Origin of the sequence: Pseudomonas sp. GCM10022186 (assembly GCF_042656385.1) — a bacterium.
GTDB lineage: Bacteria > Pseudomonadota > Gammaproteobacteria > Pseudomonadales > Pseudomonadaceae > Metapseudomonas.
In genome coordinates, this window is record NZ_JBHSOU010000010.1 from 122,385 (window position 1) to 145,535 (window position 23,151).

General features: G+C 67.9%; 18 protein-coding genes and 1 pseudogene. 7 read left to right on the forward strand and 12 right to left on the reverse strand.

Features of this window, described 5'->3' with window-relative positions; all coding sequences use genetic code 11:
• Positions 1 to 42 precede the first annotated feature (42 nt).
• The 5 genes from ACFPU0_RS07120 to ACFPU0_RS07140 all read right to left on the reverse strand — a co-directional run bounded on the left by ACFPU0_RS07120 (position 43) and on the right by ACFPU0_RS07140 (position 5,693).
• Positions 43 to 2,139 (reverse strand): biotin/lipoyl-binding protein, encoded by a 2,097-nt coding sequence (locus ACFPU0_RS07120; protein WP_377692446.1) that lies wholly within the window; start codon positions 2,137 to 2,139, stop codon positions 43 to 45.
• Positions 2,136 to 3,455 (reverse strand): efflux RND transporter periplasmic adaptor subunit, encoded by a 1,320-nt coding sequence (locus ACFPU0_RS07125; RefSeq protein ID WP_377692139.1) that lies wholly within the window; start codon positions 3,453 to 3,455, stop codon positions 2,136 to 2,138. Before ACFPU0_RS07125 ends, ACFPU0_RS07120 begins: the two co-directional genes overlap by 4 nt.
• Entirely contained in the window at positions 3,452 to 4,231 is a 780-nt protein-coding gene (locus ACFPU0_RS07130; protein WP_377692140.1) for an efflux RND transporter periplasmic adaptor subunit, read from the reverse strand. Before ACFPU0_RS07130 ends, ACFPU0_RS07125 begins: the two co-directional genes overlap by 4 nt.
• A gap of 124 nt (positions 4,232 to 4,355) precedes the next feature.
• Positions 4,356 to 5,177, reverse strand: a complete 822-nt coding sequence (locus tag ACFPU0_RS07135; protein WP_377692141.1) for an aldo/keto reductase — start codon at positions 5,175 to 5,177, stop codon at positions 4,356 to 4,358.
• 78 nt (positions 5,178 to 5,255) lie between these two features.
• A complete protein-coding gene (locus tag ACFPU0_RS07140) occupies positions 5,256 to 5,693 on the reverse strand; it encodes a VOC family protein (RefSeq protein ID WP_377692448.1) in 438 nt (145 codons plus the stop codon).
• A gap of 388 nt (positions 5,694 to 6,081) precedes the next feature.
• Between ACFPU0_RS07140 and ACFPU0_RS07145 the strand changes: the two genes are divergently transcribed.
• On the forward strand, positions 6,082 to 9,186 hold the full coding sequence (locus ACFPU0_RS07145) for a transglycosylase domain-containing protein (RefSeq protein WP_377692143.1): 3,105 nt from the start codon (positions 6,082 to 6,084) through the stop codon (positions 9,184 to 9,186).
• A 135-nt stretch (positions 9,187 to 9,321) separates the two neighbouring features.
• Here ACFPU0_RS07145 and ACFPU0_RS07150 read toward each other — a convergent pair whose 3' ends face one another.
• Positions 9,322 to 9,627 carry a DMT family transporter gene (locus ACFPU0_RS07150; RefSeq protein WP_377692144.1) on the reverse strand — a complete coding sequence of 102 codons (306 nt, stop codon included), beginning with the start codon at positions 9,625 to 9,627 and terminating at the stop codon, positions 9,322 to 9,324.
• Between the two features lie 10 nt (positions 9,628 to 9,637).
• On the reverse strand, positions 9,638 to 10,276 hold the full coding sequence (locus tag ACFPU0_RS07155) for an FMN-dependent NADH-azoreductase (RefSeq protein ID WP_377692146.1): 639 nt from the start codon (positions 10,274 to 10,276) through the stop codon (positions 9,638 to 9,640).
• A gap of 138 nt (positions 10,277 to 10,414) precedes the next feature.
• On the opposite strand from ACFPU0_RS07155, the gene ACFPU0_RS07160 reads away from it, so the two are divergent.
• From ACFPU0_RS07160 to mdtI, 3 genes are all read left to right on the forward strand, one after another.
• On the forward strand, positions 10,415 to 11,296 hold the full coding sequence (locus ACFPU0_RS07160) for a LysR substrate-binding domain-containing protein (protein ID WP_377692148.1): 882 nt from the start codon (positions 10,415 to 10,417) through the stop codon (positions 11,294 to 11,296).
• A gap of 356 nt (positions 11,297 to 11,652) precedes the next feature.
• Positions 11,653 to 12,009 carry an SMR family transporter gene (locus ACFPU0_RS07165; RefSeq protein ID WP_377692149.1) on the forward strand — a complete coding sequence of 119 codons (357 nt, stop codon included), beginning with the start codon at positions 11,653 to 11,655 and terminating at the stop codon, positions 12,007 to 12,009.
• Entirely contained in the window at positions 12,006 to 12,335 is a 330-nt protein-coding gene (gene mdtI / locus ACFPU0_RS07170; protein ID WP_377692151.1) for a multidrug/spermidine efflux SMR transporter subunit MdtI, read from the forward strand. Before ACFPU0_RS07165 ends, mdtI begins: the two co-directional genes overlap by 4 nt.
• 269 nt (positions 12,336 to 12,604) lie before the next feature.
• Here the strand turns inward: mdtI and ACFPU0_RS07175 are convergent, their stop codons facing one another.
• Positions 12,605 to 14,164 (reverse strand): sigma-54-dependent transcriptional regulator, encoded by a 1,560-nt coding sequence (locus ACFPU0_RS07175; protein ID WP_377692152.1) that lies wholly within the window; start codon positions 14,162 to 14,164, stop codon positions 12,605 to 12,607.
• Between the two features lie 260 nt (positions 14,165 to 14,424).
• Here ACFPU0_RS07175 and phhA point away from each other — a divergent pair, with 260 nt between their 5' ends.
• The 3 genes from phhA (at position 14,425) to ACFPU0_RS07190 (ending at position 16,832) form a co-directional block, all read left to right on the forward strand.
• Positions 14,425 to 15,210 (forward strand): phenylalanine 4-monooxygenase, encoded by a 786-nt coding sequence (phhA, locus tag ACFPU0_RS07180; RefSeq protein WP_377692153.1) that lies wholly within the window; start codon positions 14,425 to 14,427, stop codon positions 15,208 to 15,210.
• Positions 15,211 to 15,285: 75 nt separating this feature from the next.
• Positions 15,286 to 15,642, forward strand: a complete 357-nt coding sequence (locus tag ACFPU0_RS07185) for a 4a-hydroxytetrahydrobiopterin dehydratase (protein ID WP_377692154.1) — start codon at positions 15,286 to 15,288, stop codon at positions 15,640 to 15,642.
• On the forward strand, positions 15,639 to 16,832 hold the full coding sequence (locus ACFPU0_RS07190) for an amino acid aminotransferase (RefSeq protein ID WP_377692156.1): 1,194 nt from the start codon (positions 15,639 to 15,641) through the stop codon (positions 16,830 to 16,832). The genes ACFPU0_RS07185 and ACFPU0_RS07190 overlap by 4 nt, the downstream gene beginning before the upstream one ends.
• Positions 16,833 to 16,967: 135 nt before the next feature.
• Here the strand turns inward: ACFPU0_RS07190 and arfB are convergent, their stop codons facing one another.
• The 4 genes and pseudogenes from arfB to ptsP form a co-directional block, all read right to left on the reverse strand.
• Positions 16,968 to 17,381, reverse strand: coding sequence for an alternative ribosome rescue aminoacyl-tRNA hydrolase ArfB (gene arfB, locus ACFPU0_RS07195; RefSeq protein WP_377692158.1), 414 nt, complete (start codon positions 17,379 to 17,381; stop codon positions 16,968 to 16,970).
• Positions 17,382 to 17,466: 85 nt separating this feature from the next.
• Positions 17,467 to 19,228, reverse strand: a pseudogene (locus ACFPU0_RS07200) (fructose-specific PTS transporter subunit EIIC); the annotation flags it as partial.
• Positions 19,225 to 20,181, reverse strand: coding sequence for a 1-phosphofructokinase (gene pfkB, locus ACFPU0_RS07205; RefSeq protein WP_377692160.1), 957 nt, complete (start codon positions 20,179 to 20,181; stop codon positions 19,225 to 19,227). The gene pfkB and the pseudogene ACFPU0_RS07200, both read right to left, overlap by 4 nt.
• Positions 20,181 to 23,042 carry a phosphoenolpyruvate--protein phosphotransferase gene (gene ptsP, locus ACFPU0_RS07210; protein WP_377692162.1) on the reverse strand — a complete coding sequence of 954 codons (2,862 nt, stop codon included), beginning with the start codon at positions 23,040 to 23,042 and terminating at the stop codon, positions 20,181 to 20,183. Before ptsP ends, pfkB begins: the two co-directional genes overlap by 1 nt.
• Positions 23,043 to 23,151 lie beyond the last annotated feature (109 nt).

Genomic DNA, 23,151 nt, shown 5'->3' on the forward strand with positions numbered 1-23,151 from the left:
CATCGCACTGTCCTGGCGCCTCGAAGGCAGATGGACCGATCCTCAGAAACCGCTTTCCCTGATCCCCAGCGCCGCCAGCCGGCGCCAGGCGAAGCCGAGCAGCGACTGCCCCTCGCCGTCCAGCAGCACCACGCCACGAAGGGGCTGGGCCGGGTGGATGGAAGCGTCCAGCGGGCTCAGGCGCACGCCGTACTGGGCCTGCACCGGCTCGGCGCGGTGCTGGGCATCGCGGCGCACGGCAATGGGCCCGTCGCGGTCGGAGGTGAGGGCCTCCAGTTCCAGGAAGGCGACACCGGTGGCGTCCACTTCCTCGAGGCGGACCGGCAATGCCGGGCGCGCCGGGTCGTCGGCGATGAAGCGCCCTTCGGCGCCCGGCTGCACGCGCCAGAGCTGTTCTTCGGCCAGGTAGCCGCGCAGGCGCAGGCCGGGCTCCACCACCCGCGCCAGCACGTCGGCGGGGCCGAGCCAGCGGCCGGGGGTCAGGTCCGGCAACAGGTCGCGCACCACGCCGGCCCGGGGCGCACGCAATTGCAGGCGTTCGCGCTGGGCGGCGAGGCCACGGTATTCGGCTACGGCCTCGGCCAGGCGCTGTTCGAGGATGCCGACATCGGCCGCGGTCTCGCTGCGCCCGGCCTGACGGCGCAATTGCAGCTGGAGGATATCTATCTCGCGGCGGGCGATGGCCTGGCGCGCGTCCAGGTCAGGGGACTCCAGTTCCAGCAGCAGATCGCCCTGCCCCACCGCCTGGCCGTCCCGTACATGAAGTTGCTTCAGCCGTGCCGCCAGGGGCGCGTGCAGTGCGGTGGTACGGGAGGCCTCCAGCAGGGCCGGAACGTCCACCGAACTGCGCCAGGGCAGCGCCAGCAAGGCCAGCAGCACCAGCAGGCCGACGCCGGTCAACATGACCTTGCCTGGCCGCGCCTGGTCGCGGCGCTGCCACCATTCGCGCAGCTCCCGCCAGACCGGCAGGCCGATGAACCAGACCAGCTCCACCAGCATCAGGAAGATGCCCAGCAGCTTGAAGAACAGGTGGTAGACCGCCAGGGCGATGCCGAAGAACAGCACCGCGCGCCACAGCCAGGAGCCGTAGCCCCAGAGCAGCAGGCGCCGGGCCATGGCCGGCTGCCAGGGCTCGGGCATGGCTTGGTCGTAGCCGAACAGCGCTTCGCGCAGGCGCCAGCGGCACAGGGCGAAGGCCCGCGCCTGGAGGTTGTCCACGCCCCAGAGGTCGCTGAGCAGGAAGTAGCCATCGAAGCGCATGAAGGGATTGAGGTTGACCAGCACCGTGGTGACCCAGGTGGCGCTGGCCAGCATGAAGGCCGAGGTACGCGCCGGGCCGTCCGGCAGCAGCGACCAGGCCAGCAGTGCCAGCACCGCCAGCAGCAGCTCGGCGAGCACGCCGCCGGCGCCGATCAGCAGCCGCGAGCGGCGGTCATTGACCCGCCAGGCGTCGCTGACATCGGTGTAGAACATCGGCAGCAGCACCATGAAGGCCAACCCCATGCTCTGCACCCGGCAGCCGGCGCGCTTGGCCATGAAGGCATGGCCGAACTCGTGGCAGAGCTTGGCGAAGGCCAGGGCGACGCCGAAGGCCATGGCGCCGCCCAGGCTGAACAGGTGCGGGAAGGTGGCGAGGAAGCGCTCCCAGTCCCGCGCCACCAGGAACAGGCCGAGGACGAACACCAGCGGCAGGCCCCAGCGCAGCAGTGAGGGTCCGTTGCGCTGCAGCAGCGGCCAGGCGCGATCGAGGAAGGCGTCCGGGCGCCACAGCGGGATGCGGAAAAACAGGTAGTGGTGCAGCACCCGCTGCCACAGGCCCTGGCGCTGGGCGGCGGCCCTGGCGGCGTAGCCGGCGCGCTGCTCGGCGTCCAGGGCGGCGATCAGGTCATGGCCACGGAGAAAGCGCAGCAGTTCCTCCAGGTCGACGGCGCCCAGGGGCAGCCCGGGCTCGGCGTTGGCCGCCGCCAGCACCCGCTGCGGCTCGCCCAGAGCCCAGTGGCGGAGCAGGCGCACGGCGCTGGCACCGAGCTTGAAGTAGCGCCCGCGCAGGGGGTCGGCCAGGGTCCACTGGGGCGCGCCGTCCAGCCCGGGAGCGGCCGGCGACAGTTGCAGGTCGGGACGCAGCGCCGGCAGCATCAGAAGCCCAGGCCCTGGCGCAGCGCGGCCAGGGGCCGGCGCAGCAGGTAGTAAGCCAGCGGCGCGCGCTCGCCGAACAGCTTGGCGGTTCCGCGCAGGCCGATGCGCGGTGGCGCTTCGGCGAAGGCGGCGTCGAGGCGGTAGGCCAGCTTGCCGGCGGCGGTGGTCTCGGCCTCGTAGGCGGCACGTTCGAGGCGTGCGCTGTGGCGATCGAGCGGATCGCTGTCGAGGAACAGCGCCACTTCGGCGCCAGGCTGCAAGGCGATGGCATCGCCCACCGGCAGCTCGATGCGCAGCTCGGCCTGGGCCGGATCGGCAATCTGCATCAGCCGCTCGCCGGTCTGCACCGGCTTGCCGGTCCAGCGTTCGGCGTCGGCGAACACCGCGATACCGGACCGTTCGGCGCGCACTTCGCTGCGCGCCAGCAGCTGGCGGGCGTAGTCGCGCTCGGCGCGCTTCTGCTCCACCCGCGCGGCCAGCAGGTCGATGCGCGCGCTGGACTCGGCATCGGCGAAGGCGCGCTGGGTGCTGGCCTTGAGTTCGGCCTCGGCCACGCCCAGGGCACGCTCGGCGACATCCGCCTGGGCCTTGAGGCTGGTGGCGTCGAAACGCACCAGCAGGTCGCCGGCAGCCACGTTCTGGTTGGGCTTGACCAGGAACTCGGCGATCACCCCGTCCAGAGGCGCCGCCACCACCCGGCCGCCCCGGGGCACCACCTCGGCCGGCGCCAGCACCGACTGGCGTACCGGCACCAGGAGCAGCAGGCAGAGACCGGCGGCAAGGGCCAGCCGCTTCTTCTTCGGCCAGCGCAGGCGCCAGGGCTTGCGCGGCTCCAGGGCCAGCCAGGCGTGGGCGTAGGTACCGCCCAGTTGGACCAGCAGGGTCTGCTCGGCTTCATTGAAAGGCTGTTCGCGGGCCAGCCAGAGGCCGCCGAAGACGGCGCCATCACGGTCCTTCAGGGGTAGCCAGAAGGCCTGGGCGGCGGACAGTGCCTGCCAGTCGGCACGGCACTGCTGGTCCAGCCGAGCGGCATCGACGCTGCTGGACTCGTCCAGCAGCCCCTGGCCGAGCAGTTGCCCGGCGGCGCGCTCGACGAAGGCCACGAAGGGGGCATTGGGCTCCACCAGGCTGATTCCGGTGAGGGCGCGCACCTTGCCGGCGATCAGCAGCGCGGCATGGCGGAAGCCGAAGAGCGCCTGGCCGTCGTTGACCATGGCGAAGGCAAGTTGCTCGGTGCTGGCGGCCTGGCGGGCCTGCTGCTCCAGGCCGAGGAAGAGCGCGAAGACACGCTCGGCGCCGACCGGCAGGGCCGCGCTCATGGCGTCTCCGCAAAATGCGCGGTGCCGCTCATGCCAGCCAGCAGGCCGTGGGCATCGGCCGGCAGGCCGCCGATCAGCAGCAGGGTCTGGCTGCCTTCGTCGATCCGCGCGCCCAGGCGCTTGACCACGGCTTGCAGCGGCTGGCCGGTTTCATCGGGGACGAAGCTGAAGGTCTGCTCCGGCTTGAGCCGGTTCAGCCAGCGCGAGGGGACGAGCAGGTGGATCTCCAGGGTGCGGTTGTCCACCACCTCCAGCAGCGGCGCGCCGGCGGCCACGCTCTCATGGGGTTGCACCTTGCGCGCCACCACCTGGCCGTCGAACGGCGCCCGGACCTGGCAGCGCTGTACCTGCACCTGGTAGACCTGGGCCTCGGCCTGGGACTGCGCCTGGTGCGCCTCGGCCAGGGCCACTTCGAAACGGCCCACCGAATTGAGAGCGGCCAGCTGCTGCTTGTTCTTCAGTTCTTCCCGGGCCGCGCGCACGGCGGAATTGGCGGCATTCAACTGGGCCTGGTAGGCGCTGCAGTCGAAACGCACCAGCACTTCGCCCTGCTTGAATGCCTGGCCTTCGGCATAGGGCATTTCATTGATACGCCCGGCCAGTTCACTGGAAAGCAGTGCCTGGTTGCGGGCCCGCAGCACGCCGCGAGCGTCGCTGCTGGCCGTGGCCTGCGCGACAGGCGCATCGAGCAGGGGATCCTGCACCGGCGGCTCCTCCGCCCAGGCGGGCGCGACCAGCCCCATCAAACCCAACAGCGTCCATAGCGTGCGTTTCATGACGGCCCTTCCCTGGAAGACTGGGCCTGAGTCTAAGAGAGCTGTCGGACAATAGGAATCTGAATGGAGGAATTATCTTTCCCCGAGGGCCCTGGCTACGCAGACAGTCGTAGGGTGGGGGCCTTCAGACCATCTCCAGCGGCCGCCTGCGCCGTGGCGGCGGGAAGCTCTGATCGATCAGGGCAAGGTCGTCGGCGCTGAGACGCAGGCGGTGGGCCTCGGCGTTCTGCTTTATATGGAGGGGATCGACGGCCTTGGGGATGACCATCACCCCCTCCTGGCGCAGGGCCCAGGCCAGGGCCACCTGGCCGGGACTGGCGCCATGGCGGCGGGCGACTTCCTGGAGAGCGGCGTTGCGCAGCAACGCACCGCCCTGCCCCACCGGGCAGTAAGCCATGAGCGGCATGCCCTGTTGCTGCTGCCAGGGCAGCAGCTCGAATTCGATGCCGCGCGCCTCCGGGTTGTAGAGCACCTGGTTGGCGGCGCAACCGGCGGGGAGCTCAGAGAGCTCGTCCAGATCGAGGTTGGAGACGCCCCAGCGGGCGATCTTGCCCTGCTCGCGCAGGCGCTCGAAGGCTTCCACCGTCTCCTCCAGCGGGTGCTCGCCGCGCCAGTGCAGCAGATAAAGGTCGAGGTGGTCGGTGCCCAGGCGCCTGAGGCTGCGCTCGCAGGCCAGGGCGGTCCCTGTGCGGCTGGCGTTCCAGGGGTAGACCTTGCTGACCAGGAAGACCTGTTCGCGCAGGCCGGCGATGGCTTCCCCCACCACCTCCTCGGCGCCACCTTCGGCGTACATCTCGGCGGTGTCGATCAGTTTCAGCCCCTGTTCCAGCCCCTGGCGCAGGGCGGCGACTTCGCGCCCGCGCTCGCTGCGGCTCTCGCCCATGTGCCAGGTGCCCTGGCCGATGGCGGGCACCCGGGTGCCGTCGGGGAAGGTGATGCTTTGCATGGCGTGTTCCTCGGAAAGTCCGTTCGTTCGGGATTGCCGGCAGCTGGGGCACGATATTCCCGCAATGGACCGGAGCGCTCAAGCCCGCGGGTCGTAGGAGCCGATGCTCCACAGGTGGCCTTCCGGATCGCGGCAGGTGAAGCCGCGACCACCGTACTCCTCGTCCTTCAGCGGCAGGACGATGGTGGCGCCGGCCGCCACGGCGCGGGCATGCACGGCATCGACATCGGCCACCACCAGGTAGATGCCCTGGGTTCCCAGCCCGCCGGCTTCGTCGGGCTGGAGCAGCAGGCGGCCGTAGTCGTTGTCCCGCACCGAGCCGAGCATGAGCATGCCGCCGCCGAGGCTGAGCTGGGCGTGGGCGATGCCGCCATCCGCTTCCGGCACCACCAGATGCTCGACGAAGCCGAAGGTGTGGCAGAGCCACGCGATGGCCGCGTATGCATCGCGGTAACGCAGACAGGGAATGACAGTGGAACCGACCATGGCGAAGACCTCCCTCGAAGGTGAATGGATTGAGCCTGGCCCCCTCCCGCGCGGCGCCGGTGCGAAGGCCTATGCAGCAATGGACCATCGCGCCACGCTGAAGTGTCAGGTGGCAGGAAGGCTCAGCCCATCGGCTTCGCCTCCAGCAGGAGCGACAGCGGCTCGCCGGTGCCGGGATGGGCCGGCTCGAAAAGAGCCTCGACGCGGCGCGATCAGTGGCCAATCACCTGCTTTCAATACGATTTTCCCGCACCATGCGTGTCCAGGCCTGGGCATTGGCCCGCCAGCTGAGGTCCAGTTGCTTCCGATTGTCGCCTGTCATTGATTCGCCCCTATTTTGCCGCCACTACGCCATGCAGCCCGCCAGCGACCTACTAAGATTGCAAGCAAGAGCGGAAACAGGCCAAGCCGGTGGACTATGGGCGCTATATGGCAATCCGAAGAAGTAAGGAATGAGGTCCCTAAAGGCCCTCTCGATAACCCCGCTGTTTCCCCGAAAAAACCTCGCCGCAAGCACCGTCTCCTGTTCTGGAGCCTGTGCCTGGTGACCATCGGCATCGTCGGCGTCGCAGCCACCCACGAGGCGCGCACGTCCCGGCTCCAGGCCCGGGAAATCAGCCGCTATGCCGCCACCTTGAACTACAAGCTGGGGGAAGGCCCGAGCCATTCCATCCGCTACCCCGCCGATGGCCCCTTCGACCGCCGCCTGGGCTATTCCTTCCTGCCACAGATGCTCGACCGCCTGGAAAAGCGCGGCTACGAGATCCAGCAACAGACCCGTTTCTCCCCGGCCCTGGTCAACTACACCGAGCACGGACTCTTCCCTCCCTACCGGGAAAAGGTCCAGGCCGGCATCAGTATCTGCGACTGCCGCGGCCAGCCTTTCTACCAGTTCGCCTACCCGCAGCAGCGCTACCCGAGCTTCGCCAGCATCCCGCCGTTGCTGGTCAGCAGCCTGCTGTTCATCGAGAACCGCAAACTACTGGATCGCAGCGAGCCGCTCGCCAACCCGGCGGTGGACTGGCCGCGCTTTTCCAAGGCGGCGCTGACCCAGGTGGGCAAGGCCATCGATCTGGAAGGCCAGTCCGCCGGCGGCAGCACCCTGGCCACCCAGCTGGAGAAGTATCGCCACTCGCCGTACGGCCGCACGGCCTCTGCAGCCGAAAAGATCCGCCAGATGGTCTCCGCCAGCGTACGCGCCTACCAGGGCGGCCCTGAGACCCTGGCCGTGCGCGAACGGATCGTGATGGACTACCTCAACAGCGTGCCGCTCTCGGCGGCGCCGGGGCACGGCGAGGTGCACGGCATCGCCGACGGCCTGCGGGTCTGGTATGGCGCCGACTTCAACAAGGTCAACCAGACCCTGGCGAACAAGGACGCCGACCTGGCCGAGCGCGGCCTCGCCATGCGCCAGGTGCTCTCGCTGTTCATCGCACAGCGTCGCCCCTCCTACTACCTGTCCACCGCCCACGGCGAGCTGAACGACCTGACCGACAGCCACATCCGCGTACTTGGCAGCGCCGGGATCATCGACCCGGACCTGCGCGACGCCGCGCTCAAGGCGAAACTGCGCTTCCGCAACTGGGTGGAAGAACCGGCACTGCAGGCCGTGGAATCGAACAAGGGCATCAGCGTCGCCCGCAGCCGCCTCTCCAGCATGCTGAAGATGCCGCTCTACGACCTTGACCGGCTCGACCTCACCGCCAGCAGCACCCTGCAGAGCGAGCTGCAGAACGCCGTGACCGAGTATCTGCGGCACCTGGCCGACCCGGCCTTCGCCGAGCAGGTGGGGCTCTACGGCGAACGCCTGCTGTCACCGGAGAAGACCCGCGAGGTGCGCTACAGCTTCACCCTGTTCGAGCGCACGCCCTCGGGCAACCGCGTGCGCGTGCAGACCGACAACACCGACCAGCCCTTCGACATCAACGAAGGCAGCAAGCTGGAGCTGGGATCTACCGCCAAGCTGCGGGTGCTGGCCACCTATCTGGAAAACGTCGCTACCCTGCACCAGCGCTATTCCGGCATGCCCACGGCGGAGCTGCGCAAGGTGGTGGTCGATCCGCTCGACTTCATCAGCCGCTGGGCCGTCGACTACCTGATCCAGGCCAAGGACCGCAACCTCAGTGCCATGCTCCAGGCCGCCCTGGACCGCACTTACTCCGCCAGCCCCTACGAGGCCTTCTTCACCGGCGGCGGGCTGCACACCTTCAACAACTTCCGCAAGGAAGACAACGGCCGCCGACCGACCCTGCGCGATGCCCTGCGCGAGTCCATCAACCTGCCCTTCGTGCGCCTGATGCGCGATATCGTACGGCATGACATGTACCGCCCGGACGGCGGCAAGATGCAACTGCTCTCCAACGACAAGGATCCGCGTCGCCAGGGCTACCTGGATCTCTTCATTTCCCGCGAGAGCCAGACCTACCTGCGCCGCTTCTGGAACAAGTACCAGGGCAAGGATGCGGAACAGCGCCTGTCCACCTTCCTCGACGGCCTCAACCCCTGGGGTGCGCGGATGGCCGCGATCCACCGCTACCTACAGCCCCAGGCCGACCTGGCCACCTTCGCCGCCTTCATGCGCGAACGGGTGCCCAAGGCCAACCCGGCGCTCACCGACGAGCGTATCGAGGACCTCTACTCCCGCTACGGGCCCGGCGCCTTCAACCTCAACGACCAGGGCTACGTCGCCCGCGTCCACCCGCTGGAACTCTGGCTGCTCGGCTACCTGCAGCAGCATCCCGACGCCACCTACCGCGACGCCGTGGAAGCCAGCAGCGACGAACGCCGCGAGGTCTATGGCTGGCTGTTCAAGTCCAAGCGCAAGTACGCCCGCGACAAGCGCATCCGCATCATGCTGGAGGTGGAGGCCTTCCTCGACATCCACGAGCATTGGAAATCCCTGGGCTATCCCTTCGATCACCTGGTGCCGTCGCTGGCCACCGCGCTGGGCAGCTCCGGCGATCGCCCGGCGGCCCTGGCCGAACTCATGGGCATCATCCTCAACGACGGCATGCGCCAGTCCACCCTGCGCATCGACCAGTTGCACTTCGCCGCCGACACGCCCTACGAAACCCTGGTGGGCTACCAGACCAGCGAAGGCAAGCGGGTGATGACCTCCGAAGTGGCCGCCACCCTGCGCGACGCCCTCTCCAAGGTGGTGGAAGGTGGCACCGCGCGACGCCTGCAGGGCAGCTTCACCCTGCCCGATGGCCAGCCGCTGGTGATGGGCGGCAAGACCGGCACCGGCGACAACCGCATCCAGACCGTGACCCGCTGGGGCACGGTGAAGAGCTCGAAGGCGATGAACCGCACCGCCACCTTCGTCTTCTACCTGGGCCCGCGCCACTTCGGCACCCTCACCGCCTACGTCGAAGGCAGCCAGGCCGACAAGTTCAGCTTCACCTCCGCCCTGCCGGTGCAGGTGCTCAAGGGCATGGCCCCCATCCTCCAGCCCTACCTCACCCCCGGCCTGAACACCCAGTGCCAGGACCTGGTGCCGGCGGCGCAGGTGAGCCGGCGCTGACTCCTGCGCCGGCTGGCCGGTCTCCGTGTAGGGGCGAATTCATTCGCCAAGGACCGCAAAGCGCTCCCCTATGCACCTCCTGAGGCAGGCCTTCGGCCTGCTTGGCGAATGAATTCGCCCCTACAGGAACAGCGCCTACCTCAGCCCCGCCACCCCGGCGATGATCAGCACCACCGACACCAGTTTGACCGGCGTCAGTGCTTCCCCGAGCAGGAGGAAGCCCAGCAGCACAGTGCCCAGGGTGCCGATGGCGGTCCAGATGGGGTAGGCGATGCTCACCGGCAGCACCCGCATGGCCAGGGTCAGGAACCAGATCCCGGCCACTGCGGCCACCACCACCAGCAGGCTGGGCCAGGGTCGGGTGAACCCTTCCGCGTACTTCATGCCCATGGCGAACAGCACCTCGAAGAAGGCCGCCACCAGCAGGAAAATCCAGGCCATGGCCGCCTCCTCAGAAGGTTTCCGCGAGATCCGCCAGGGTCCGCTCGGCGCGCTGGTAGGACTGCGCGAAGGCCTCGCCGCCGAACTCGTCGTTCTCCACCGCCACCACCGTCACCTCGCTGATGCCGATGAAGCCGAGGACCGCGCGCAGGTGGGTGTCCGCATGGTTCAGATGGGCGAAGGCACCGTCCGGGCCATAGCCACGGTCGCCGCGGGTGGTGATGATCAGCGCCTTGCGGCCCGGCACCAGCGGCGTGTAGGGGTTGCCCGGCGTTGCCGGATCGAAGGCGAAGGTGCGGCCGATGCGCACGATCTGGTCGACCCAGGCCTTGACCCCGCTGGGCAGGCCGAAGTTGTACATGGGCGCGGAGATCACCAGGCGGTCGGCGGCGAGCAGCTCGTCCACCAGCTGGTCGCTGAGCGCGAGATCGGCCTTCATCACCTCGCTGCGCGCCTCAGGTTCGGGGTGGAACGCGGCGGCGATCCAGCCTTCGCTGACCGGAGGGATGGCCACCCGCCCCACTTCGCGGCGCAACACCTGGCGGCCGTCGGCGCGGGCCCGCCAGGCGTCGAGGAAGGACTCCTGCAGGCGACGGGAATGGGAACGTTCACCACGGGGGCTGCCTTGCACGGAAAGAATGGTGTTCATCTCAATCTCCTTGACGGTCGTGCTTCCAGAAGCACATGAATTGGTTGAAACTCAATCGCTAAGCTATTCACACCCCGCATCCCGGACAAATGAGCATAAGTTCATCTGGATGAATTCAATTCATCCATAGAGGTTTCCATGTTCTCCAGCCTGCCGCTCACCGCCCTGCGTACCTTCGAATCCGCCGCGCGCCTGTCCAGCTTCAAGGCGGCGGCCGAGGAACTCGCGGTGACCCCCACCGCGGTGTCCCACCAGATCCGAGGCCTGGAAAGCTGGCTGGGGGTGCCGCTGTTCGACCGACTGCCGCGCAGCGTGCGCCTGACCGCCTGCGGCCAGCGCCTGTTCGGCAGCCTCCACGGCGCCCTGCTGGAAGTGACCCAGACCCTCGACCAGCTGCGCCCGCAACGCAGCAGCGGCAACCTCACCCTCTCCACCACCCCGGCCTTCGCCGCCCTCTGGCTGATCCCGCGGCTGGGCCGCTTCTATGCCGAGCACCCGGAAATCAACCTGCGCCTGGACACCAGCAACAGGCTGATCGACCTGCACCAGGACGCCAGCGTCGATTGCGTGATCCGCTATGGCATGGGCGACTATCCCGACCTGCACAGCCAGTGCCTGCTGGACGAGTGCTTCGGCGTCTACGGCGCGCCGGCGCTGGTGGCCGGCCTGGGTAGCGGCGTGCCGACCCTGATCACCGTGCGCTGGCGCAACGCCCTGCTCTTTGAGCTGGGCTGGAAGGCCTGGTGTCAGGCAGCGGGGGAGGAACGCCTGCTGGAAATCGCGCCGCAGCGGGAATACGACGAGGAGCACTACGCCCTGCAGGCGGCCATCGCCGGCCAGGGACTGGTACTGGCCAGCTCGATCCTGGTATCGGAAAGCCTCGCCAGCGGCCTGCTGGTGCCCTATCGGCCGGATGTCAGCGTGGCGGGTGCGGGCTATTCGACCCTCTGCGTGCCGGGACGGGAACGGCACCCGCCGGTGAAGGCCTTCTTCGACTGGTTGAGCCGGGAGGTGGGGTGACTGACGCGGAATTGCGCCGTTCCTACAGGAAAGCAATCCACCCCAACCGAACAAAATAACGAACACAATTTGATCCTCGTGCATTCCCGCGACAAGCCACCACACCCACAAACTTGCCTTCCACTGGCCAGAACGGCTAACATTTTGTTCATTATGTTGAACACAACGAACCGCCCCCTCCACTTCGCCCGCCTCGCCTCCCGCGAACGCCACTGGACCGGCGACCTGTAGCCCCTCCCCTTTCCTCATTGCCGTGGAGACGTCGGGCACTGCCCGCCACACCATGGCCAGGATTCCCTGCAAACACGTCATTCGCCTCCGGGCGAAGGGCCCTGCATCGCCCAAGGGAGGGCACCATGCGTTCCTGGATCTATCTGCTCGCCGCGATCCTCTTCGAGGTCGTCGGCACCACCTCGATGAAATTCGCCGCCGAACACGCTCCCGTGCTCGGCCACCTGTTGATGTACGGCCTGATCGGCCTGTCCTATTTTTTCCTGTCGCTGGCGGTCAAGCGCGTGCCGATGGGCGTTGCCTATGCCCTCTGGGAGGGTATCGGCATCGTGCTGATCACCGGCATCAGCGTCACCTGGCTGGGCGAGAGCATCGGCCCGTACAAGGCCCTGGGCCTGGCCGTGATGATCGCCGGCATCCTGCTGATCAAGTCCGGCACCCGCGCTGCGCCCGAGGCTCGCGAGCAGGAGGTGCTGGCATGAACGGCGTGACCTGGCTTCATTTCGCCTGGCTGGGCGCGGCCATCGCCCTGGAGGTACTGGCCAACGTGCTGCTGAAATACTCCGACGGCTTCCGCCGCCGGGCGCTGGGCGCACTGTCGCTGCTGTGCATCCTGGCGGCCTTCACCGCCCTGGCCCAGGCGGTACGCGGCATCGACCTGTCTCTCGCCTACGCCATCTGGGGCGGCTTCGGCATCCTCGCCACCGTGGCGCTGGGGTGGGCGCTGTTCGGCCAGCGCCTGGCCGGACGCGGCTGGCTGGGATTGGGGTTGCTGCTGGTGGGGATGGGGTTGTTGAAGCTGGCATGATTTGCCGGCCCCGTAGGGTGGACCACGCTTCACCGGTCCACCTTTCGCGGTTCGTCCGGACTCCGCTGGTGGATGTGAAAGGCGACATTCCCCTACGACTGGTTCGGGCTTCTGTCGACAAATCCCAGGCAAAAAAATGGGCGACCATCTGGTCGCCCGCCCAATCATTCCGGGAGAGGAATGTCAGAAACGCTTGTGTCCGCATCACGCAAGATTCAGACAAGTGCCTTTTTACGCACTGACACTCCTGCGGACCATTACACCAAGGTCTAACTCTCCTCCTTCCCCAGTCCATGCAGCCGCAACTTGTTGGCGATGGTGGTATGGGACACCCCGAGGCGCTTGCCCAGCAGGCGGCTGCTCGGATGCTCGGCGTAGAGCCGTTCCAGCACCGCCTTTTCGAAGCGGCCGACGATGGCGTCCAGGCCGCCGTCCAGGGAGAAATCCCCCAGCGGCTGGGGCGTGCCGTAATCCGGCAGGCGAATGTGTTCCGGCCTGACGGTAGCGCCATCGCACAGGGAAACCGCCTGGAACAGCACGTTTTCCAACTGCCGTACGTTGCCCGGCCAGTGGTAGCGGCCGAGCTTTTCCAGCACCTGCGGGGCCAGCTTGGGCAGGCCGCAGCCGATCTGCCGGCTGGCCGAGTCGAGGAAGTGCTCCACCAGCGGCTCCAGGCCGTCCAGGCATTCGCGCAGCGGCGGGATATGCAGGGACAGCACATTGAGGCGGTGGTAGAGGTCCTGGCGGAATTCGCCCTTGGCGCAGAGTTCGGACAGATCCACCTGGGTGGCACAGATCACCCGCACATCCAGGTAGACCTCCTCGTCGCTGCCCACCCGGCGGAAACAGCCGTCCTGCAGGAAGCGCAGCAGCTTGGCCTGCAGGCGCGGGCTCATCTCGCCGACGCCGTCGAGGAACAGGGTGCCGCCGGCGGTGAGCTCCAGCAGGCCCAGCTTGCCCTCTGGACGGGCACCCTCGAAGGCGCCGGGGCCATAACCGAACAGTTCGGTCTCGGCCATGGATTCCGGCAGGCCGGCGCAATTCAGCGCCATGAAGGGCGACTGCCCGCGCGGGCTGGCCAGGTGGCAGGCGCGGGCCAGCAGTTCCTTGCCGGTGCCGGTCTCGCCCTCGATCAAGAGCGGCGCATCCAGGGGCGCCATGCGCCGCGCCTCGCGCACCACCGCGGCCATCACCTTGGAGCTCTGGAAGATACTGTCGAAACCGCGCAACTCGTGCTTGCGCACGTTGTAGATGCGCTCGCCGACACGGTCGGCCCGGTGCAGGGTGAGCACGGCGCCGGCCAGGGCCTCGCTTTCGTCATGCTCGGATTGCAGCGGCGCGATATCGGCGAGGAAGGTGTCGCCCTTGACCTTGATCCGCAGGCCATTGATCCGTGCCTTGTTGGCACGTACCAGCTCCGGCAGGTCGAAGTCTTCGACATAGCGCGCCAGGGGGATGCCCGGCACCTCGTCCACCCGCACGCCGAGCAGCTGGGCGGCGGCGCGGTTGGCGGCGACTATGGAGCCGCCCATGTCGATGGACAGCACCGGGAAATCCAGCGCCCCCAGCAGGGCGTTCAGCTCGAGGTGGCGACGTTCGCTGGGCATCAGGCCCACGCGCTTGACGCCGAATACGCCGGGAATGGTCTCCAGCTTCGGCCGCAGGGCCTGGAACTGCAGGTTGATCAGGTTCGGGCAGAGCAGGTAGATGGCGTTGCCCTGGTCGCCGCCCACCTCGCCACGGTTGACGTTGATGCCGTAATCGACGAGCAGGTTGAGGATGTCGCGCAGGATTCCCACGCGGTTCTGGCAATGGACTTTGATACGCATCAGGCACCCCTGGGTCGGGCTTTTCCTTGGGTTCTGGACGAAAGATTCCGTTCTCGACCCTATTTTTCCGTCAAGAATATGTGACAACCCGCCGCAGCGACAAGGCGATTCCTGGCCATCCAGCCATGCATGTAAAGTTTTCATTACGATTTCACGGCTATATGCGGGGCCCTGCTGCCTCCTGTCCTGCTGCACTGCGGCCCGGTCTGCGCTATCGATTAAGGCAACACAACAACGAAGCCCCATCCCCAGGAGGCCGAATGAAAATGACGCAGTACGTGGCCCGTGAACCCGATGCCGACGGTTTCATCCACTATCCGGAAACCGAGCATCAGGTGTGGAACACCCTGATCACCCGCCAGCTGAAAGTGATCGAAGGCCGCGCATGCCAGGAATACCTGGACGGCATCGAAAAGCTCGGCATGCCCCATGACCGCATCCCGCAACTGGGCGAGATCAACAAGGTGCTCCAGGCCACCACCGGTTGGCGCGTCGCCCGCGTCCCGGCACTGATCCCCTTCCAGACCTTCTTCGAACTGCTGGCCAGCCAGCAATTCCCGGTGGCCACCTTCATCCGCACCCCGGAAGAACTGGACTACCTGCAGGAACCCGACATCTTCCACGAGATCTTCGGCCACTGCCCGCTGCTGACCAATCCGTGGTTCGCCGAATTCACCCACACCTACGGCAAGCTCGGCCTCAAGGCCACCAAGGAAGAGCGCGTCTACCTCGCCCGCCTGTACTGGATGACCATCGAGTTCGGCCTGCTGGACACCCCGCAGGGCCGGCGCATCTATGGCGGCGGCATCCTCTCCTCGCCGAAGGAGACCCTCTACGCTCTCTCGGGCGAGCCCGAGCATCATGCCTTCGACCCGCTGGAATGCATGCGCACGCCGTACCGCATCGACATCCTGCAGCCGCTGTACTTCGTGCTGCCGGAACTCAAGCGCCTGTTCGACCTGGCCCATGAAGACATCATGGCCCTGGTGCACAAGGCCATGGCCATGGGCCTGCACGCACCGAAGTTCCCGCCGAAGGCGGCCTGAATCGAACCCTGCGAATGGTGGATGAATAAAGCGTCATCCACCCTACCAACGACCCCAAATTCTGGAAGAACGAACATGACCGCCCTGTCCCAAGCCCATTGCGAAGCCTGCCGCGCCGATGCCCCGAAGGTGTCCGATGAAGAACTGGCCGTGCTGATCAAGCAGATCCCCGACTGGAACATCGAAGTCCGCGACGGGATCATGCAGCTGGAGAAGGTGTTCCGCTTCAAGAACTTCCGCTACGCCCTGGCCTTCACCAATGCGGTCGGCGCCATCGCCGAGGAAGAAGGTCACCACCCGGGCCTGCTCACCGAGTGGGGCAAGGTCACCGTGACCTGGTGGAGCCACGAGGCCAAGGGCCTGCACCGCAACGATTTCATCATGTCCGCCCGCACCGACCAGGTGGCGGAGACCGCCGAGGGCCGTAAATGAGCCATTTCGCCAAGGTGGGCCGGGTGCCCGGCGACCCCATCCTCGGCCTGATGGACGCCTACCGCCTGGACCCCAACCCGGCCAAGCTGGACCTGGGCGTGGGCGTGTACAAGGACGCCCGCGGCCTGACGCCCATCCCCCGTGCGGTGAAGCTCGCCGAGCAGCGCCTGGTGGATAGCGAAACCACCAAGACCTACGTCGGCGGCCACGGTGACACGGCGTTCGGCCAGCTGATGCTGGAGCTGGTGCTGGGCACCGGTAATCCGCTGATCGCCGCCGGCCGCGCCGGCGCCACCCAGACCCCGGGCGGCACCGGCGCCCTGCGCCTGGCGGCGGAATTCATCGCCAGCAACCTGCCGGGCCGTGGCGTCTGGCTGAGCGACCCGACCTGGCCGATCCACGAGACCATCTTCGCCGGCGCCGGGATCAAGCTCGGCCACTATCCCTATGTGGACGCCGCCAACCGCCTGGACGTGGAGGCGATGATCGAAGCCCTGGAACAGGTGCCCAGCGGCGATGTGGTGCTGCTGCACGCCTGCTGCCACAACCCCACCGGCTTCGACCTCGGCCAGGACGACTGGCACCGGGTGCTGGAAGTGGTGAAGAAACGCGAGCTGCTGCCGCTGATCGACTTCGCCTACCAGGGCTTCGGCGATGGCCTGGAACAGGACGCCTGGGCCGTGCGCCTGTTCGCCGAGGCACTGCCGGAACTGCTGGTGACCAGCTCCTGCTCGAAGAACTTCGGCCTCTATCGTGAGCGCACCGGCGCGCTGATCGTCTGCGCCGGCGATGCCGAGAAGCTCACCGACGTACGCAGCCAGCTGGCCTTCCTCGCCCGCAACCTCTGGTCCACCCCGCCGGCCCATGGTGCTGCGGTGGTCGCCACTATCCTCGGCGACGCAGCCCTGAAGGCCCAGTGGGTCGCCGAGCTGGAGGCCATGCGCAAGCGGGTGGCCGACCTGCGCCTGTGCCTGGTGGAAGCCCTGGAGCCCTATGGCCTTGCCGAACGTTTCGCCCATATCGGCGAGCAACGCGGCATGTTCTCCTACACCGGCCTGTCGCCTGAACAGGTGGCGCGGCTGCGGGCGGAGTTCAGCGTGTACATGGTGAGCACCGGCCGCGCCAACGTGGCCGGGCTGGACTTCAGCCGCATCGCCGACCTGGCGAAGGCGATTGCCAAGGTCTGCTGAGCCCGTCCGCCGAACACCTTGTAGGGGCGAATTCATTCGCCAAGCAGACCGCAGGTCTGCCATCGAAGGCCATCGGGGCTGCTGCGCAGCCCTTGGCGAATGAATTCGCCCCTACAGTTTTCACCCCAGCCCCGCTCAGTAATCCACCTTTCCCCTTCCCGCCTTGATCGCCCCGCGCTTGGCCTTGCCTTCCAGCCGCCGCTTCTTCGAGCCCAATGTCGGCTTGGTCGGCCGCCGCGCCTTCTGCACTTTCGCCACGCTGCGGATCAACTCCGCCAGGCGCTCCAGGGCGTCGGCGCGGTTCTGTTCCTGGGTGCGGTACTGCTGGGCCTTGATCACGATCACCCCGTCGGCGGTGATACGGCTGTCGCGCAACTCCAGCAGGCGCTCCTTGTAGAAAGGCGGCAGTGACGAGGCGTTGATATCGAAGCGCAGGTGCACCGCGCTGGACACCTTGTTGACGTTCTGCCCGCCGGCACCCTGGGCGCGGATGGCGGTCAGCTCGACTTCATCGTCGGGCAGGTGGACGTTGTTGGAGATCAGCAGCATGAGAAAAGCAACCAGAAGGCGGACCGTAGGATGGGTAGAGCCTGCGAAACCCATCAATCCGACAGCATGGGTTTCGCTCCGCTCTACCCATCCTACAAGGTTCCCTCCGCCCGCTGGGACTCCAGCACCATCTCCTGTTCCGCGCCGCGCTTGAGCAGGGCATAGAGCACCCCGGTCAGCAGGCTGCCGGCGACTATCGCCAGCAGGTAGAGCAGCGCGTGGTTGATGGCGTTGGGGATGAGCATGACGAACAGCCCGCCGTGGGGCGCCATCAGCTTGCAGCCGAAGTACATGGACAGCGCGCCGGTCAGCGCCCCGCCGGCAATGCTGGCCGGGATCACCCGCAGCGGGTCCTTGGCGGCGAAGGGGATGGCGCCTTCGGAAATGAAGCAGAGCCCCAGCACCAGTGCCGCCTTGCCCGCCTCGCGCTCGCTCTGGGCGAACTTGCGACGCATCAGCAAGGTGGCGATGCCCATGCCGATGGGCGGCACCATGCCCGCTGCCATGGTGGCCGCCATGGGCGCATAGCTCTGGGACGCCAAAAGGCCCACGGAGAAGGCGTAGGCCGCCTTGTTGATCGGCCCACCGAGGTCGACGCACATCATCCCGCCCAGCAGCAGGCCGAGGAGGATGGCGTTGGAGGTGCCCATGTTGTCGAGGAAGTGGGTGAGGCTGGCGAGCATGCCCGCCACTGGCTTGCCCACCACGTAGATCATCACCAGGCCGGTGAACAGGCTGGAGAGCAGCGGGATGATCAGGATCGGCTTGAGCGCTTCCACACTGGGCGGCAGCTTGGCGTGGCGGTTGATCGCCCGCGCCGAATAGCCGGCGATGAAGCCGGCGATGATGCCGCCGATGAAGCCCGCGCCGAGGGTGCTGGCCAGCAGGCCGCCGATCATGCCCGGCGCCAGGCCCGGACGGTCGGCGATGGAATAGGCGATGTAGCCGGCCAGGAGCGGCACCATCAGCTTGAAGGCGGCCTCGCCGCCGATCTGCATCAGCGCGGCGGCCAGGGTGCCCTCCTCCTTGAAGGCCTCGATGCCGAAGACGAAGGACAGGGCGATCAAGAGGCCCCCGGCCACCACCATCGGCAGCATGTAGGACACCCCGGTGAGCAGGTGCTTGTAGGCGCCCTTGGGTTCGGCCTTGGCCTTGCCCGGCTGATTGTCGCCGCCGGCCCGGGCCTCCAGCGTCTGGCCCTCGGCCAGGGCGCGTTTCAGGGTGGCTTCGGCCTGTTTCAGGGCGACGCCGGTACCGCAGCGGAACACTTTCTTGCCGGCGAAGCGCGCGGTATCCACTTCGATATCGGTGGCCAGCAGCACCGCGTCGGCGGCGGCGATGGCTGCAGGGTCGAGGGGGTCGCGTGCGCCCACCGAGCCCTGGGTCTCCACCTGCAATTCGTAGTCCAGGCGCTGGGCCGCCTGCTTCAGCGCTTCGGCGGCCATGAAGGTGTGCGCCACCCCGGTCGGGCAGGCGGTCACGGCGACCAGGCGCGGCCTCGCGCCGGCAACGGGCGCGGCGGCCTGTACCTCGACCGGCTGCTCCTTCGCCTCCACGGCGGCGCGCAGGAGAAAGGCCTCGCTATCGCGCAGGGCCTCGGCCGGCGAGGCGAGGAACAGGCGCTTGCCGGCGAAACGGCACAGGTCCAGGGGGCCGCTGCGCACCACCAGCACCCAGTCGGCAGCCTCCAGGATGGCGGCGGAAAGCTGGTGTTCCGGGTGCTGCGGGTCCACCACCTCGACGCTGGTGCTCCAGCCCAGGCGCTGGGCGGCGGCGTCCAGCAGGCGCGCACAGAGCACGCTGGTGACCATGCCATTGGGGCAGGCAGTGACTATGGCGAGTTTCATCGGGACACCTCTTGTTGTTCTGGCAGCGCCTGTACCGTCACGGCGCCTTCGAGCTGTTGCAGTTGCACGGCGTCAAGAATGCCGAACCCCACCTGGGTCACCGCCTGGGCGGCGATGGCGGTGGCATGGCGCAGGGTGTGCGGGGCCGGCCAGCCACTGAGCAGGCCGTGGACCATGCCGGCCAGCAGCGAGTCGCCGGCGCCCACGGTGCTGGCCACCTTCACTTTCGGCGGTCGGGCGTGCAGGGCGAGGCCGAGGCCGAACCAGCTCACGCCCTCGGCGCCCTGGGAAATCACAATGTGCTCGATACCCTGGGCCCGCAATTGGATGGCCTCTGCGTGCTGGGCCTCGACGCTGGTCAGGTCGCGTGCGCCGATCTGCCCCAACTCGTCGGTGTTCGGCTTGATCAGCCAGGGCGTCGCCAGCAGGCCGGCACGCAAAGCCTCGCCGCTGGTGTCCAGGGCCACCTTCAGGCCATGGCCCTGGAGCCGCGTGATCAGATCGGTGAGGAAGTACGGCTCGACGCCTCGGGGCAGGCTGCCAGCCACCACGGCGAGGTCGTGTCCCGGAGCGAGACTGTCCAACCGCATCAGCAATTCCACCTGGGCCATCGCATCCACCAGCGGGCCGGGGCCATTGATATCGGTGATACGCCCATCGGCTTCCGCCAGCTTGATATTGCTGCGGGTTTCCCCGGGCACGCGGACGAAGCCATCGACGAACCCACGCCGGCTGAAGAGCGCTTCGAAGGCCTCGGCGTTATCCGCGCCGAGGAAGCCGGAGACCGTCAGGCCATGGCCGAGGTCGGCCAGCACCTGGGCCACGTTCAGGCCCTTGCCGGCGGCATGGCTGGCCTGGGCCAGGCTGCGGTTCACCTCGCCCGGTTCCAGGCGGTCCAGGCGCAGGGTCAGATCCAGGGCGGGGTTCAGGGTAATGCTGAGAATGCGCGCCATCAGAAACGCTCCGCCAGTTCGCGCACCGCCGCCGCGCTTTCCAGGGTGAGCGCCCCTTCGGCCAGCTCGCGGGCCGCCGAAAGGCTGAACTCGCGCACCCGCGCCTTGACCTCGGCAATCCCGCCGGCGGACAGGCTCAACTCATCCACTCCCAGGCCCACCAGCAGCGGCACGGCCAGCGGGTCGCCGGCCAGCTCGCCGCACACGCCCACCCATTTGCCCTGGGCATGGGCGGCACGCACGGTGAGGTCGATCAGCTGCAGCACCGCCGGGTGCAGGCCGTCGGCCTGGGCGGAAAGGGTCGGATGGCCCCGGTCGATGGCGAGGCAGTATTGGGTCAGGTCATTGGTACCGATGCTGAAGAAGTCCACTTCGCGGGCCAGTACAGGGGCGATCAAGGCCGCCGAGGGCACCTCGACCATGATTCCCAGCTGCAGGTCGGCCTGGGGAATCTCGGCGGCCACCTTCAGCGCCATGTCGCGCGCCTGGCGCCATTCCTCGACCGTGCCGACCATGGGGAACATGATGCGCAGCGGCCGGCCTTCGCTGGCGCGCATCAGGGCGCGCAGCTGGGTCTCCATCAGGTGCGGACGCTGCAGGGTCAGGCGCACGCCGCGCACGCCGAGGAAGGGGTTCTCCTCCTCCGGCACCGGCCAGTAAGGCAAGGGCTTGTCGCCACCGACGTCGAGGGTGCGGGCCACCAGGGGGCGGCCGTCCAGGGCATCGAACACGCGGCGGTAATCGGCCTCCTGGGTGGCCAGGTCCGGCGCCTGCGGATGGGCCATGAAGATGAATTCGGTGCGCAGCAGGCCCACACCCTCGGCGCCCTGGGCCATGGCCTTGGCGGCGCCGGCGCTGTCGCCCAGGTTGGCGCAGATCTCCACGCGGTGACCGTCGCGGGTCACCGCCGGTTCCAGCTTGTGGGCGTCGGCCAGTTGCAGGCGGCGCTGGCGGCCCTCCTGTTCCTGGCGGGCGCGCTCCAGCTGCTGGCTGTCCGGCGCCACGACCAGGCGGCCGCGCTGGCCGTCCAGCAGCAGCGGGGTGCGCGGCTCCAGCAGCAACACCGCCGCGCCGGCCCCCACCAGGGCGGGAATGCCCAGGGCGCGGGCGACAATGGCGCTGTGGGAGGTGGCGCCGCCACGGGCGGTGAGGATACCGGCCACGCGGTTGCGGTCCAGCCGCGCCACGTCCGAGGGGGCCATTTCGTCCATCACCAGGATGTAGGGCTCTTCCGGCTCCGGCGCCTCCTCCACGCCACAGAGCTGGCCGAGCACACGCCGGCCGATGTCGCGCAGGTCGGCGGCGCGCTCGGCGAGCAGCGCATCGTGCAGGCTTTCCTGCTGGGCGGCGGCGCTCTCCACCACCGTCATCCAGGCGGCCGCGGCGCTTTCGCCCTGTTTGAGGCGCGCGTCGACTTCATCGCCCAGTTCGGGGTCGGCGAGCATTTCCAGGTGGGTGATGAAGATTTCGCGGATGGCCTTGGCCTCGCTGCGCAGCACCAGTGCCTCGATCTCGCCACGCACATGGGCCAGGGCCTGCTGCAGGCGTTCGCGCTCGACGGCAGGGGCTTCGCCGCGCAGCGGGTAGTCCAGTTCCTTGCGCAGGTGGATATGCGCCGGGCCTACGGCGATGCCGGGGGCCGCGGGCACGGCCTGCAGCTGGCTGCCGGAGGCCGGGGCGCTGAGGGGCTGTGCTTCGGGCTCGACCTCCTCCATCGGTGCCTCGCTCAGCGTCAAGGGTTCGATCTCTTCGCCCAGGCCCTGTTCGATGGCGGCTTTCAGGGCTGGCAGCGCGACGTCGGCAATGGTCGGCTCGGCGAGGATCTCGACGATCTGGCCTCGGCGGACGCCCAGGCTCAGCAGCTTGCTCAGGCTCTTGGCGGAAACGGCGGCGGCGCCACTCTCGGCGACTCGCAGGCGGATTTCCCCCTCGAAGGATTTCGCCACCTGCACCAGCTCCTTGGCCGGCCGCGCATGCAGCCCGTGGGCGTTGGCCAGCGGCAGGCGCAGGCTGGGCCAGTCGGGCTGGGCCTCCCCGCCCAGGGCTTCCAGCACCGCACGGCGCTGGGTGGCGCGGGCGAGCTCACGGCCCCGGCCTTCGATCAGCAGGGCGCAGAGGCGCTCCAGCAGGGCCAGGTGGGCATCCCCCAGGCTGGCCAGGCAGAACAGGCCGTTGAGCGGCTGGTCGAGAAAACGCAGGGGCTTTGCCGGGGTCAGGTAGGCCAGGCCGGGGCGCTGCACCGCCTGGTCGCTGTGCAGCCACCAGAGGCCATCGCCCAGGGGCAGCGGCTCGCCCTGCAGCAAGGCGGCGGCGAATCCGCCACCGACGCAGTCGGCGCGGCGCAGCAGGCGGGCGCCTTGCAGCACCAGTTCGTCGTAGTCTTCGACCGCGATGCCGAGGCCGATCAGCTGGTCGTCCAGGGCCAGTTCCTGGGGGGCGCTCTGCAGCAGCCTGAGAATCTCGTCCGGGGTTTCGGCGCGGCGCAGTTCGCTGCCGAGGTCCGCTTCACCCAGGGCGCGGGTGAGGATCTGCAGCAGGCGCAGGTGCTCGTCGGACTTGGCGGCGATACCGATGGCGAGATAGACCATCTGGCCGTCGCCCCAGTCCACGCCTTCGGGAAACTGCATCAGGCGCACACCGGTGTTGAATACCAGGTCACGGGTCTGCGGGGTGCCATGGGGAATGGCGATGCCTTGGCCGAGGTAGGTGGCCCCCTGGGCTTCGCGAGCCTCCAGGCCGGTGAGGTAACCCGGCGCCACCAGGCCGTCCTCTTCCAGCTGCTGGGCCAGCATCCGCAACGCGGAAGCCTTGTCCGCCGCCACCAGGCCCATGGAAATCTGCCCTGCGGTCAGTTCGAGCATCGCATCACCTCTCCGGGCCTTGCGCCCTTCTTGTAGTTGTCACCTGCCATCAGCCCGCGCCGCCAACCGTCGCATCGATTGGCCAAAGAGTAGACAGAACGCTTGCTGA

What these genes read in the sequence shown, in the direction of transcription:
- ACFPU0_RS07185 (WP_377692154.1), top strand. Translation starts at nt 15,286, where the DNA reads ATGACCGCCCTGTCCCAAGCCCATTGCGAAGCCTGCCGCGCCGATGCC.
- pfkB (WP_377692160.1), bottom strand. Translation starts at nt 20,181, where the DNA reads ATGGCGCGCATTCTCAGCATTACCCTGAACCCCGCCCTGGATCTGACC.
- ACFPU0_RS07175 (WP_377692152.1), bottom strand. Translation starts at nt 14,164, where the DNA reads ATGCGTATCAAAGTCCATTGCCAGAACCGCGTGGGAATCCTGCGCGAC.
- ptsP (WP_377692162.1), bottom strand. Translation starts at nt 23,042, where the DNA reads ATGCTCGAACTGACCGCAGGGCAGATTTCCATGGGCCTGGTGGCGGCG.
- ACFPU0_RS07135 (WP_377692141.1), bottom strand. Translation starts at nt 5,177, where the DNA reads ATGCAAAGCATCACCTTCCCCGACGGCACCCGGGTGCCCGCCATCGGC.
- ACFPU0_RS07165 (WP_377692149.1), top strand. Translation starts at nt 11,653, where the DNA reads ATGCGTTCCTGGATCTATCTGCTCGCCGCGATCCTCTTCGAGGTCGTC.
- arfB (WP_377692158.1), bottom strand. Translation starts at nt 17,381, where the DNA reads ATGCTGCTGATCTCCAACAACGTCCACCTGCCCGACGATGAAGTCGAG.
- ACFPU0_RS07145 (WP_377692143.1), top strand. Translation starts at nt 6,082, where the DNA reads ATGGGCGCTATATGGCAATCCGAAGAAGTAAGGAATGAGGTCCCTAAA.
- ACFPU0_RS07150 (WP_377692144.1), bottom strand. Translation starts at nt 9,627, where the DNA reads ATGGCCTGGATTTTCCTGCTGGTGGCGGCCTTCTTCGAGGTGCTGTTC.
- ACFPU0_RS07125 (WP_377692139.1), bottom strand. Translation starts at nt 3,455, where the DNA reads ATGAGCGCGGCCCTGCCGGTCGGCGCCGAGCGTGTCTTCGCGCTCTTC.
- ACFPU0_RS07155 (WP_377692146.1), bottom strand. Translation starts at nt 10,276, where the DNA reads ATGAACACCATTCTTTCCGTGCAAGGCAGCCCCCGTGGTGAACGTTCC.
- mdtI (WP_377692151.1), top strand. Translation starts at nt 12,006, where the DNA reads ATGAACGGCGTGACCTGGCTTCATTTCGCCTGGCTGGGCGCGGCCATC.
- ACFPU0_RS07190 (WP_377692156.1), top strand. Translation starts at nt 15,639, where the DNA reads ATGAGCCATTTCGCCAAGGTGGGCCGGGTGCCCGGCGACCCCATCCTC.
- phhA (WP_377692153.1), top strand. Translation starts at nt 14,425, where the DNA reads ATGAAAATGACGCAGTACGTGGCCCGTGAACCCGATGCCGACGGTTTC.
- ACFPU0_RS07130 (WP_377692140.1), bottom strand. Translation starts at nt 4,231, where the DNA reads ATGAAACGCACGCTATGGACGCTGTTGGGTTTGATGGGGCTGGTCGCG.
- ACFPU0_RS07160 (WP_377692148.1), top strand. Translation starts at nt 10,415, where the DNA reads ATGTTCTCCAGCCTGCCGCTCACCGCCCTGCGTACCTTCGAATCCGCC.